We start from the raw sequence: 13,677 nt of genomic DNA, 5'->3' as shown, positions 1-13,677 counted from the left end.
TCCTTATTTATTTTAGTCTTCGTCATCTTCTGAAAACTCATCAAATGGTAGTTGATATATATATTGTGCTAAATGTGCAATTGGGGTAGTTTCTAAAATTGATGATTCTGTGTCGTTCGCTTTTAGAATATTGATTTCTTTATTAAGTCGCTCCATTTTTCGATCCAACTCAGCTACTTGAATAGCAGCCTCCTTCAATTCAAAACGGATATGTTCAGGTACTTCCTTGTTATATTTGTAATAGATTTTATGTTCAAGGCTGGCCCAAAAGTCCATTGCAATTGTACGAATTTGAATTTCGACATATACCTTTTCCATACGATCGGACATAAAAATAGGGATTTTTATAATAAGATGCAAGCTTTGATAGCCATTTCCCTTTGGGTAGGCAATATAATCCTTTACATCCACAACTTCAATATCATTTTGTGCCTGTAGCATTGCACTCACTTTATATATGTCTTCTACAAAGGAGCAAGTGATTCGAACACCTGCAATATCACGAATATCTTCTCGAATCGCTTCAAGAGATGGCTCAAGGTTCTTTTTCTTGACCTTCAATAATATGCTTTTCGGTGATTTTACGCGAGTTGATAAATGCTCTATCGGGTTATATTCATGAATTAGCTTAAACTCTTCTTGTAAAATAGTTATTTTCGTCTCAATTTCTTGCAAGGCAAATTTATAGACTAAAAAGAAGCGTGTTAATTCTGTTTGTAAAGTTTGTAAAGTGGTTGCTTCAAGTTCATTTTTCATACTTCATAAAATCCTTTCTTTTAGTAGTAACTAAATTATTTAATATTCAATATTAGCTTAACAAAAATAGCAACTAAATAGAAATAAGGGCTCCGAATCTATGTATAATATTCTTGATTCATAAATTTACTTTGTAAAAACAAAAAAGGGGTGTCTAGTCCCCTTAGTAATTAAACGATGTTTCTCCGCTTGTTGTTTTTATAGATTTTGAAAACGCAAGTAGCATTTGTTCATCATCTAGTTGTCTATGCAACGAAAGAGAATTATCCGTAGTTACCTTGAAATTTTTACCCTCTATAATGCGTTCTGAATTTGTTTCTTGAAAAGGAAAAACATAATCCTTATATATTAATTTCACAATAACTCGCCTTTTTTGCAATAATTCACCACATCTGAATAAGGTAAATCTCCACCAAAAATTGAAAGAGCGCTACCGATTGTCACATGAAGTCTACCATTTGCGATATTTTCAAATTTCTTTAAGTCGTCCAAAGAACGAACCCCACCAGCATATGTTGTTGGAATTGTTGTCCAAGTGGCTAAATCATGCACTAAGCTTTCTTGCATACCGCCTTTTTTCCCTTCCACATCAACAGCGTGAATAAGTAGTTCATCACAGAAATTTTCGATAAATGCAATAGACTCAGCATTTACTTCAAAGTCACTAAACTTTGTCCATTTATCAGTAACAACAAACCATTTTCCATCGTGCAGACGGCAGCTTAAATCGATGACAAGATGTTGTTTACCAACAATCTGTACTAATTGCTTTAGTCGATCTAAATGAAGCTTACCATCATAGAAAATAAATGATGTGACAATAACATGGGTAGCTCCCGCATCAATATACTTATTTGCATTTTCCATGGTGATGCCGCCACCAACCTGCAACCCCTGAGGATATGCTGCTAATGCTGCTAATGCAGCTTCTTCGTTTCCATCACCTAGCATAATGATGTGACCACCTGTTAATTGATCCTTAGCAAACATTTTTGCATAATAACTAGAGTCATGATTTGAAATAAAGTTCTCGATAACTTCTTGATCTTTACGACCTAGTGTGCTGCCAACAATTTGTTTTACTTTGCCATCGTGTAAATCAATGCAAGGTCTAAATTCCAATAGTTTCACAATCCTTCCGTGCGACAAATTCACCTATATCATAGCATGGAAAGGATGATGAAAACCGTGAAATGTTTTTTATCAATACAATTTTAATTTCTTTCAGCAAATGTTTTATGTAGCGAAAGGAAAGCGACAGCTACAAATGTTTTATGTAGCGAAAGCAAAGCGACAGCTACAAATGTTTTATGTAGCGAAAGGAAAGCGACAGCTACAAATGTTTTATGTAGCGAAAGCAAAATGTCAGCTAAGAGAAGTCTCCCATCTCTATAAGCGGTGAAACAAAGGCTTTAATCTCTTTTACAGCGGGTATTGAAACATCGCTGAAATAGAGGAACGCAGGCTTAGAGCTTCACATCCTGTGAAAACGCCTGAGTGACCAACATCTTGCCGCTGCCGCTTCGTTTTCGCGCAATAAACATTTGTTGTTTGTAGGCCTAAAGCGAAGCGGATGTCACGTAATTATACCTAGGCATAATTGATTAAAATTGATTAATATTGATTGAAATTTATTGAATTCTCTTTTTAAACGATTTTTCACGTTATGGTGTGGTAAAATAATATGGTTGAAATGAACACGAAAGGACGAACCGAGAATGGCAGAAAACCTGGATTTATTTGAACTAAATAAATTTTTTATACTCGGACGCCCAATCGTCTCTATATTCCATAATGCACAAAATATGTATTCGATAGTTCGTGTGAAAATTCAAGAGACCAACTTACAGTATGAAGATAAGGAAATAATAGTTGTTGGATATTTTCCGCCGTTACAGATGGATGAACAATATCGTTTTACTGGTTTATTGAAACAACATCCAAAATATGGTGTGCAATTCCAAATTGAGACATTTACAAAGGAAGTGCCAGCAACAGAGCAGGGCATTATTCATTACTTATCGAGTGATTTGTTTGTTGGAATCGGAAAAAAAACTGCTGAAACAATCGTAGAGAAATTAGGAGCAAATGCGTTACGTCTTATTTTAGAGGACCCAAATGCTCTTGATGCTGTGCCTCGTTTATCTGCTGAAAAAAAAGAGGTTATCTATCGTACCATTGAACAAAATCTAGGCTTAGAACGAGTGATGATCCAACTTAATGAATGGGGTTTCGGACCACAGCTCGGCATGAAAATTTACCAAACATATCGAACAGAGGCCGTTGAATTATTAACTGAAAATCCATATCGCCTGATTGAAGATGTAGAAGGTGTTGGTTTCTTTCGTGCCGACGAGCTAGGTGCAAAATTAGGAATTACTGGCAATCATCCAGACCGTATTAAGGCGGCGATTTTACATACTCTAAATACAGCAGCTTTATCGGATGGGCATGTGTATTTAGATGCAGAAAATGTTTTACCACTAGTAAAAGATATGCTTGAGCAAAGCCAGCGAGAGGAAATTCCCTTTGAGATCATTTCTAAAGCTTGCATCGAATTGCGCGAGGAAAGTAAAATTTGTGGGGAAGAAACAAGACTATATTTACCATCTCTATATTTCTCAGAAGTAGGAATTGCATCAAAAATATTAGCTTTAATCGAACGTAACAATAAGGCTGAACATTTTAGTAAGGACGAAATACGTAAAGCGATTGGTGAAACAGAAGAATTTCTTAATGTCACATATGCTGAAACGCAAGCGAACGCGATTGAACAAGCACTAAATTCCGCCGTTATGATTTTAACTGGTGGACCTGGAACAGGTAAAACAACTGTTGTTCGGGGTGTGGTAGAAGTGTATGCAAAGCTACATGGATTATCATTGAACCCGAAGGAATATGCACAAAAAGAAGAACCTTTTCCGATTATTTTATGTGCTCCAACAGGACGTGCAGCCAAGCGTCTATCGGAATCGACAGAACTTCCAGCAATGACAATTCATCGGTTGCTAGGCTTTACAGGTCAGGAAAAAGAGGAAGAAACTGAGCGTGAGGTAACAGGAAAACTCATTATTGTAGACGAAATGTCGATGGTCGATACTTGGCTCGCGCATCAACTATTAAAATCCTTGCATGAGGATGTACAAGTCGTTTTTGTAGGAGATCAAGATCAGCTTCCACCAGTAGGACCAGGACAAGTGTTAAAGGATTTGTTGGCATCCGGGCAAATACCTACTGTGGAATTGACAGATGTTTATCGACAAGCAGAGGGCTCAACGATTATTGAGCTTGCTCATCAAATTAAACGTGGTAATATCACAAATGACCTAACATTAAAAACGTCTGACCGTTCATTTATTAAAGCCTCCCCAGATCAAGTAGCAAGCGTTGTCACTCAGGTTGTGAAAAGTGCGGTTGTGAAAGGTCAAGAAATCCGTAATATCCAAGTGTTAGCACCTATGTACAAAGGTCCAGCAGGAATAGACAATTTAAATAAAATGATTCAAGAACTTATTAATCCAAACGATACTGGTACTAGAAAAGAGCTCGTTTTTGGTGATGTCACATATCGCATAAAGGACAAAGTTTTACAGCTTGTCAATCAACCAGAAAGCAATGTTTTTAATGGTGATATGGGTGAGGTAATTAGTATTATTAAGGCAAAGGAAACAATTGAGAAACAAGATTTGCTTGTTGTGTCATTCGACGGTATTGAAGTAACTTATCAACGAAGTGATCTCAATCAATTGACACTTGCCTACTGTTGTTCTATTCATAAATCGCAAGGCTCTGAGTTCCAAACAGTTATTATGCCGGTTGTACGAGGTTATTCTAAAATGCTGCGTCGTAATTTGTTATATACAGGTATTACGCGTGCTAAAAATTTCTTAATTTTATGTGGCGAGCCGGATGTGCTAGCAGATGGCTTACAGCGTACTGATGATTTACAGCGCTTTACGTCTCTCCGTGCAAGACTCAATCCAATGGAAATTGTAGAGGTAGAAACGATTCCATTAAACGAAGATTTACAACAAGAAAAACAATCCATTGATTTCAAACTAACGGTAGAAACAGAACCATATATCCATCCATTGATTGGAATGGAGGGTGTCTCGCCGTATGATTATTTAGATAAGTGAGTTAATATCATAAATTTAATCCCTTTAGCACCAAGAGTTCTGAAACAATAGATTGGGCATCTCCTCAATAAGATCTTGGAAAATATGATTTATGAAATTAATACCAATAAACTTTTATTGGTTGGAAAATCGTCTAATGATTGCAGTAAAAGATAATTAAAAATTTTTTGAGGTGAATAAATTGAAACGCTTATTATTATTGCTTCTATTCATGATGCTATTACCTTTTGCAGAAAAAGCATATGCAAAAAATACTGTCATCCAAATGAATGAGGAAGCAACTGTCTTTGATAATCGTTCAGGCTCACTAGTTCAGGTGGGGACATTATCTGCAGGACAAACTTTTGAAGTAACAAAAGACTATGGAGCCAATTGGTGGCAAATTCGTTGGGCTGGTTATTATGGTTATGTTGAAAAACGTTATACAACCGTTGTTCCAGCAACAACTTATAAAAACACAGTCCCAACTGTTGCTAAAATAACGGATTATATTGTCGCAACAAAGGTTGCACCGATTTACGATAATACTGGCAGTAAACTTGTTCAATTTGCTACATTGTCAGAGGGAGTTCGCTTCCCTATATTTAGCGGAATGGGTAATTGGTATGGAATTGCTGTGAACGGACGCTTAGGCTACGTACATAGTAATTTTGTAGTGAAAGAAAAAGGTCAAAATTCAACAAATACAAATACAAATACCACAAAGCCTGTTGAAAAACCAACTACAACTCCTCCTAGTAAACAAAATGGCTATATAGAGGCGTTAGAAAACGTAATGCTTTATGATTTCCGCCGTGAAAAAGAGATGGCTATTGCTACGTTAATAAAAGGGCAACAGCTAGAAGTTGTAGATTCAATGGACCCAATATATGTTCAAGTTCGTTGGGGGAAATCATATGTTTATGCCGAAAAATCAAAGGTGAAATTTTTAAATACTCCTTCATATAAAAATGTTGGTAAGGACAATGACATGAAAAATGAGTATTTCATCCCTACTTCTGCAAACAGTGAGATTTATGATAATAAAACAAAAGCGATGCAGCCATTTGCTAAACTAGATACAAATCGCCGTTATCCGATATTGCGGAAAGAAGGGGCTTGGTACGTAACAGTACTTGGCGGCCGTGAAGGATATATCCATAGCTCTAAAGTAGCGATTGATCGTGGTGTCCCAGTAATGATGTATCATCATGTATTAAAAGAGCATGAGCTTGGGCGATTCAAAAATTTAAGTACTACGGTAACAGATGTTCAATTTACAAATGAAATGAAGTATTTAAAAAGTAAAAACTACGAAACCATTACTGTAGATGAATTATGGCGTTTTATGCGCAATGAAATTACACTGCCTGCCTATTCAATTGTTTTGACTTTTGATGATGGCCTATTGTCGACACGTGAATATGCGTATCCTGTACTTAAAAACAATGGCTTTAAAGCTACACAATTTTTAATTACGTCCCGTAATGAAAGTGCGAAAGATGGACAAATTTTTAATTATAATGATTTACAGCCCCTTTCACGTCAAGATATAACAAATATGCAAGATGTTTTTGCGTTTGATTCACACACTTACAATTTACATGTTTTAGAAGGGAATAAAGGCAAAATGCTTCTAACACCTTATCATGAGGTTGTTCAGGATTTACAGCGTAGTATAGCAATTATTCCGAATGCTAAGGCTTTTGCTTATCCGTTTGGGCAATATAATGCGAATATCATTAATGCGGTAAAGGAAGCTGGATTCACAATGGCATTTTCAACGAAGCATGGCTATAACAATCCGTACGATGATGTCTATCAAATTAAACGCTTATCTAGTAATCAACAAACAACAAATGCGCAATTCCAAAAAATGGTTCTCCCATACGCGCAGTAAAATATATAAAACCCGATCAATTCTGAATTGATCGGGTTTTTTGTGCGATTTTTTAACTTCTTCCAGCGGGTGTCCAAACATCTACTGCTGCCGCTACGCTTTCGCGCAAAAAACATCTGCTGCTGCCGCTACGCTTTCGCGCAAAAAACATCTGCTGCTGCCGCTACGCTTTCGCATGGCAATTGATTTAGTGAATACTAACTAAATGATGTTTAACGACTTCATATGCTTGGCAAACATTTTTAAATTGATCTTTTTCTTTGGCAATCATATCTGAAGCAATAGAAAATAAAAGATTTTCTTCATTATGATCCTCCATTTTATTCATTAAAGCAGCTTCCATTTCCGCCACGTATGAGAGGATTTGTTTATTCATATATATTCTCCTTTTATAAAAAGATGTTTTTCGTTTTGGTTACGAAGCTATCTTACACCTGCATATACAAAAAATCTAGCGAATCTGTACTAGTTGAAAAGGACTTTTTTATGAATGTGTCGCAAAATTGAACTCGTTAAAAAAGTGCTAATTGAAATCGTTTTTTTCTAAAGTAACTGAAAAATCGTGCAATAATTGCAGACTTTTAACTGTATTTAAAAAGTAATACAGTATGAGAAACTGAGGGTTTGCTATAATACAGTTGGCATAATCGGAACCTAATATTAGGAAAATTCATATACTAATCAAGTATAAAAACATTTGTAACGTTTAGGGGTGACTGCATGCCAGTAATTACAGGAAAACAATATATTGACCGTATTGACGCTTTACAAACTTATATTTCGATTGATGGGAAAGTTGTCACAGGGAAGGTGTCTGAGTATCCAGCATTTAAGGGAGTAATGCAGAGTCAGGCAAAGCTTTTTGATTTACAAAATGAAGAGGCATTGCTTGAAAAGATGACATATGTTTCACCGACAAGCAATAAGCGTGTAGGTATGTCTTTCCTTCAAGCGGTGACAGTCGATGATCTCGTGAAAAGACGTAATGCAATACGAGAGTGGGCATTATCCAATAATGGCCTTATGGGGAGAAGCCCAGATTACATGAATACGACATTAATGGCGCTAGCATCAGTGGCAGAATATTTGAAAGATAAGCCAAATTGTTTCCCGCAGCATTTGTTAAAATTTTATGAGTATGCTCGTGAGAACGATTTGACGATGACACATACATTTATCGAGCCACAAGTAAACCGTCAAAAATTTTATTTTGAAGATGAAGATGTAACAATTGCTGCTAAAATTGTAGATAAAACGAGCGAAGGATTAGTAATTAAAGGTGCGAGATTACTAGCGACACAGGGAGGAATTACAGATGAACTCCTTGTTATATCAACAAATGGTTTTGATGAAGGAAAAGGCTTTGCTTTCTCAATCCCAAGTAATACAAAAGGTTTAAAGTTTTTATGTAGGCAATCATTTATCGGAGGAGAATCGGTTTTTGATTATCCATTAAGTAGTCGTTACGAGGAAATGGATGCAATCGTTGTGTTTGATAATGTGGTAGTGCCGTGGGAACGCGTCTTTTATTATGAGAATGTGGAAGTTGCTAATAGCTTTTTGAACGTAAGTGGTTTTCAAACATATGGTTTACATCAAGTTCTGACACGTCAAATTGCTAAAACAGAATTTGTCTTAGGTGTTGTACAGTCAATTGTAAATACGATAAATATTGGCGGGTATCAACATGTGCAGCAAAAGGTCGTGGATATCATCGTGACATTAGAAACGATGAAGGCCTTACTGATAAAGTCTGAAGTAGAAGCAAAAAGTGATGAATTTGGTTTTATAAGACCTGATCTTCCAACAGTACAAGTAGCTATTCAGATGTTCCCTAAAGTGTATCCGACCTTTACAGAAATTATCCAGTTACTTGGCGCAAGCGGATTAATGTCCATTCCAAGTGAAAAAGCATTTACTGCGGATGACGGCGATCTTGAGCATTATTTACAGTCTTTTCAGGATGGCGGAAAGGAGCGCGTCAAAAAATTCCGCCTAGCTTGGGATTTAACGATGAGCAGCTTTGGTACAAGACAAACACTATATGAGCGCTTTTTCTTTGGGGACTCAGTTCGTTTAGCCAGCGCACTTTATAATTCTTATAATAGAGAAGAATTCGTTAATCGGGTAGAAAACTTTTTGAAAAATAATCATTAATTTTAGTGGGCAACTGTTTAAAGATTTTTAAAATTCGATGTTCCGTTTGACAGTTGTCACACTATGCATTATGATTTACAGGAACTATAAAAATAACAATCCCTTCGTTAGGTGAGGCTCCTATGCTGGAGATACGCTACTGCCCAAAAATGTCGAGAGACGCCAATGGGTCAACAGAAATCATCGAAATAAGGTGTTTTTTAACGTAGCTGGTGTAATCCCTATGCCGCATAGTGCTAAAACTCAACGTTTGAAGGAAGAAAGCAGAGTAGTTTTTTAACTATGCTGTTCTTTGATACGTGTATTCAACACGCCTTCATTCGTTGAAGGTGTGTTTTTGTTATTTAAGGAAGGTGATGAGAAATGGATAGTGGCCCTGAACCGAATACGAAAATGTTAGGTAGTAGTGAAGAATTAAGGATTGTCGATTTCTTATCGCCAAAAACGAATGGGTATTGATGAGAAACGCTTCTAAAACAAGCTAAAATATAATCAATAACGTCACCTATTTGTTTTCCTTAAATAATAAAACATGAGGTGAAGAACAATGATAAAAATCCATTATTTTAAAAAAGGAAATAGCGCAGTACAACATAATTTTGAGATTAAAGAATTTAATCATAACCTTCATGCTGAGGATTTGTTATGGGTTGATTTATATGCATACAATTACAATGACTTGAATGATATAGCTGAAATATTTGGTTTTCATCCATTAGCAGTTGAGGACTGTCTTAATGAAGGTTCACGTCCTAAAATGGATAATTATGGGGAATATAAATTTTTTGTTTTCCATGCACCAATTTATAATGAAAAAAGCAGCAATGAAATAACAACAGTAGAGTTAAACATTTTTATGGGTCCTAACTATGTTGTAACGGTTCATAAACAAAAACTTAAATGGCTAGGTCATATTGAGAATGTGTGTTTAAATAGTACAAAGTATTTAGATAAGGGTACCGATTTTCTATTGCATACTATTATCGATGGCATTACGGATGAATACTTCCCGGTTTTAGAGCGAATTAGAGCACGGATTGATGAGCTAGAAGAAGAAATATATGATTATGAACCAAAAGAAGTTACGGAAGAATTCCTTGCACTAAAAAGAACTATTATTTTAATTCGACAAGCAATTATGCCCCAAAAAAGAATTTTTTCAAATAGTAATGGACAGTGGAAATTTGAAATTCGTGAGGAAAATATACCTTTCTATAAAGATTTAAATGATCATCTAGAACGAATTGTAGAATCAACAGAAACTTATAGAGATTTAGTAAACAGTACTTTGGATACGTATTTTTCTATTATAAGTGGTAAATCAATAGAAAAGCTCAATTTATTAACGGTCATTTCAACTATTATGTTACCTTTATCAGTCATTACAAGCTTTTTTGGAATGAATGTTCCGTTACCATATCAAGATTCTCCAATAGCGACAATCATAATTACTGTGTTTCTAGTCGTTTTTACTTGGGGAATGTGGGCTTATTTTAAAAAAATGATTGCTTAGTTATGATTAGCAATTATAGTGCCAATTGACAGAAGAACATATTTTTTTTATAATTCTCGTTAGAAAATAGTAAAAAACGATGATGGAAAAAGTACGTATTTGTGCGTGTAAAAGAAAGGGATTTCTTGGCTGAAAAAATCCTCACAATAGCAAATACCGAAAGCTACTCCAGAGTGCAGTTAATCCCTGCCGTTCACTTACGTTACAAGTGCTAAAGAGGTAAGTATACTTTTACTTACAACTAGGGTGGTACCGCGAGACAAATCACAAGTCCTCGTCCCTTTTTTGGGATGTGGGCTTTTTTATGTTTATCTGCGTGAAAGCTTACGCCAAGGCAAAATTGATTTGCGGATTCATTTCGTGATTTTACAAAACATATAGGGAGGAACTTTTCAAATGAAAGCAGTAGAAATTCGTCGCATGTATTTAGAATTCTTTAAAGAAAAAAGTCATCATCATGAACCATCAGCACCACTTGTGCCAATCAATGACCCATCATTACTTTGGATTAACTCAGGTGTTGCAACACTTAAACCATATTTCGATGGTCGTATCATTCCTGAAAATCCACGTATTACAAATGCACAAAAATCAATTCGTACAAATGATATTGAAAACGTAGGTAAAACGGCTCGACATCATACATTTTTCGAAATGCTAGGTAACTTCTCAATTGGGGATTACTTCAAAAAAGAAGCTATTCATTTTGCTTGGGAATTTTTAACAGATAAAAAATGGATGGGCTTTGATCCAGACCTTTTATCTATTACGATCCATCCTGAAGATCAAGAGGCGTATGACGTTTGGCATAACGAAATTGGTATTCCTGAAGAGCGTTTAATCCGACTTGAGGGGAACTTCTGGGATATTGGTGAAGGTCCATCTGGTCCTAACTCAGAAATTTTTTATGACCGTGGGGAAGAATACGGTTCAGATGAAAATGATCCAGAAATGTACCCAGGTGGTGAAAATGAACGTTATCTTGAAATTTGGAACTTAGTGTTCTCTCAATTCAACCATAATCCTGATGGTACGTATACACCACTTCCAAAACAAAATATTGATACTGGTATGGGTCTAGAGCGTATCGTATCAGTTGTTCAAAATGTTCCAACGAACTTTGATACTGATTTATTCATGCCGATTATTGAAAAAATTGAGCAGTTAGCGAATCGCAAATACAAACGTCCAGGTGAAGTAGCACTAAGTGAAATCTTCGGTTCAGAAGAAGATATTAATACACCATTTAAAGTTATCGCTGACCATATCCGTACAGTGGCGTTTGCCATTGGTGATGGTGCTCTTCCTTCAAATGAAGGTCGTGGTTATGTATTACGTCGTTTACTACGTCGTGCAGTGCGCTATGCAAAACAAATCGGCATTGAAAAGCCATTTATGTTTGAATTAGTACCAACTGTTGGTGAAATCATGAATGATTTCTACCCAGAAGTAACGGAAAAATGTGAGTTTATCCAACGTGTTATTAAAAATGAAGAAATTCGCTTCCATGAAACATTAGACGGTGGTCTTGCTATCTTTAACGAAGTAGTAGAAGCTCAAAAAGCAGCTGGCCATGACTATATTCCAGGTGCAGATGCATTCCGATTATATGATACTTATGGTTTCCCAATCGAATTAACAGAAGAGTATGCAGAAGAAGTAGACATGAAGGTAGATCATGACGGCTTTGAAGCAGCAATGGAAGAACAACGTGAACGCGCACGTGCAGCTCGTCAAGATGTGGATTCTATGCAAGTACAAAACGAAGTGTTAGCAAACTTGACGGTTGCGAGTGAATTTGTTGGTTATGATACATTAACGACAAATACAGAAATTGCAGCGATCATTGTCAACGGGCAAGTGTCAAAGGTAGCATCTGAAGGGCAAGAAGCATTAGTTATTTTAGCTAAAACACCATTCTATGCTGAAATGGGTGGTCAAATAGCGGATAGCGGTGTTATTTCTAATGATAGCTTTACTGCTATTGTAAAAGATGTACAAAAAGCTCCAAATGGTCAGCCGCTTCATACTGTACTTGTAGAAACTGGCGAAATGCAAGTTGAAGATGCAGTGAAAGCAGTAGTTAGCCGTGAAGAACGTAATTTAATTATTAAAAACCATACAGCAACACATATTATGCAACGTGCGCTAAAAGATGTACTGGGCGACCATGTTAGCCAAGCAGGATCATATGTAGGACCTGATCGCTTACGCTTTGACTTCTCTCACTTTGGACAAGTGACAAAAGAGGAATTACAACAAATTGAACGTATTGTAAATGAAAAAGTGTGGGATGATATAGAGGTCGTTATTGCAGAAAAAGGCATCGATGAAGCGAAAGCTATGGGAGCAATGGCGCTATTCGGTGAGAAATATGGCGATATCGTTCGCGTTGTTTCAATTGGTGACTACTCTATTGAGCTTTGCGGTGGTATTCACGTAAAACGTTCTTCTGAAATTGGTTTCTTCAAAATTGTTTCAGAAGGTGGTATCGGTGCAGGCACACGTCGTATCGAGGCTGTGACAGGTAAAGTTGCATATGAAGCAGTAAAAGAGGAAGAAGCTCTATTAAACGAGGCTGCAGCATTATTAAAAGCAAATTCAAAAGATATTGTGACAAAAGTACAGGCGTTACAAGCTGACTACAAAGATTTACAACGTGAAAATGAGGCATTATCACAAAAAATCGCGAATGCACAAGCAGGCGCAATTGTGGATGCAGCGCAAACTTTTGGGGATGTAACTGTTTTATCTACTAAAGTTGAGGCGAAGGACAATAATCAACTTCGTCAAATGATGGACGACTTGAAAGTAAAAATGCCTAAAGCTGTTATCGTTCTTGGTGCTGTCGATGGCGAAAAAGTTATGCTATGTGCTGGTGTAACAAAAGATTTAGTTGGTGGTAATTACCACGCAGGAAATATCGTAAAAATGGTAGCTGAAGCATGTGGTGGTAAAGGTGGCGGTCGTCCAGATATGGCGATGGCAGGTGCGAAAGAAGCGTCAAAACTTGATGAAGCACTACTTTCTGTGTATGATTATGTTAAATCCATTTAACTTCTTTCAGCGAAAAGAAGTTAAAGCATCCGGCGGAGGTCACGGAATCGGAAAAGGAGTTCTTTGTGTAAACACAAAGCCGATTCCGGACGCAATTATGCCGAGGCATAATTGATAATACGCCAAAACATGTTATAATAAAGAGAAATTGGAGATGAGCTTTTGCACATCTCCTT

8 protein-coding genes, 1 riboswitch and 1 other annotated feature are annotated in these 13,677 nt (G+C 36.5%); of the genes, 5 read left to right on the top strand and 3 right to left on the bottom strand.

Annotated elements, in window-relative coordinates; translation table 11 throughout:
* Positions 1 to 12: 12 nt before the first annotated feature.
* Entirely contained in the window at positions 13 to 756 is a 744-nt protein-coding gene (locus C7Y47_RS11745) for a GTP pyrophosphokinase (protein WP_142508958.1), read from the bottom strand.
* 354 nt (positions 757 to 1,110) lie between these two features.
* Complete coding sequence (hisA, locus tag C7Y47_RS11735; protein ID WP_142508956.1) at positions 1,111 to 1,878, bottom strand: phosphoribosylformimino-5-aminoimidazole carboxamide ribotide isomerase; 768 nt, start codon at positions 1,876 to 1,878, stop codon at positions 1,111 to 1,113.
* A 596-nt stretch (positions 1,879 to 2,474) separates the two neighbouring features.
* Between hisA and recD2 the strand changes: the two genes are divergently transcribed.
* On the top strand, positions 2,475 to 4,895 hold the full coding sequence (recD2, locus tag C7Y47_RS11730) for an SF1B family DNA helicase RecD2 (RefSeq protein ID WP_142508955.1): 2,421 nt from the start codon (positions 2,475 to 2,477) through the stop codon (positions 4,893 to 4,895).
* Positions 4,896 to 5,076: 181 nt separating this feature from the next.
* On the top strand, positions 5,077 to 6,774 hold the full coding sequence (locus C7Y47_RS11725; RefSeq protein ID WP_142508954.1) for a polysaccharide deacetylase family protein: 1,698 nt from the start codon (positions 5,077 to 5,079) through the stop codon (positions 6,772 to 6,774).
* 187 nt (positions 6,775 to 6,961) lie between these two features.
* Here C7Y47_RS11725 and C7Y47_RS11720 read toward each other — a convergent pair whose 3' ends face one another.
* Positions 6,962 to 7,150: a hypothetical protein gene (locus tag C7Y47_RS11720; protein WP_142508953.1), complete on the bottom strand. Its 189-nt coding sequence runs from the start codon at positions 7,148 to 7,150 to the stop codon at positions 6,962 to 6,964.
* A gap of 344 nt (positions 7,151 to 7,494) precedes the next feature.
* Here C7Y47_RS11720 and hpaB point away from each other — a divergent pair, with 344 nt between their 5' ends.
* The 3 genes from hpaB (at position 7,495) to alaS (ending at position 13,501) form a co-directional block, all read left to right on the top strand.
* Positions 7,495 to 8,931, top strand: a complete 1,437-nt coding sequence (gene hpaB / locus C7Y47_RS11715) for a 4-hydroxyphenylacetate 3-monooxygenase, oxygenase component (RefSeq protein ID WP_142508952.1) — start codon at positions 7,495 to 7,497, stop codon at positions 8,929 to 8,931.
* A gap of 96 nt (positions 8,932 to 9,027) precedes the next feature.
* Positions 9,028 to 9,193, top strand: a riboswitch (M-box (ykoK) riboswitch).
* Between the two features lie 285 nt (positions 9,194 to 9,478).
* The gene (locus tag C7Y47_RS11710; RefSeq protein ID WP_142508951.1) at positions 9,479 to 10,444 is read left to right on the top strand and encodes a magnesium transporter CorA family protein; all 966 of its coding nucleotides are present in this window, start codon (positions 9,479 to 9,481) and stop codon (positions 10,442 to 10,444) included.
* A 70-nt stretch (positions 10,445 to 10,514) separates the two neighbouring features.
* Positions 10,515 to 10,729: a binding site (T-box leader), on the top strand.
* A 111-nt stretch (positions 10,730 to 10,840) separates the two neighbouring features.
* The gene (alaS, locus tag C7Y47_RS11705) at positions 10,841 to 13,501 is read left to right on the top strand and encodes an alanine--tRNA ligase (protein ID WP_142508950.1); all 2,661 of its coding nucleotides are present in this window, start codon (positions 10,841 to 10,843) and stop codon (positions 13,499 to 13,501) included.
* The last annotated feature ends 176 nt before the right edge of the window (positions 13,502 to 13,677 follow it).

The organism is Lysinibacillus sphaericus, from assembly GCF_006864135.1.
Taxonomy (GTDB): domain Bacteria; phylum Bacillota; class Bacilli; order Bacillales_A; family Planococcaceae; genus Lysinibacillus.
Note: the sequence above shows the minus strand (reverse complement) of the source record. Positions and strands in the feature narration are given on the sequence as shown.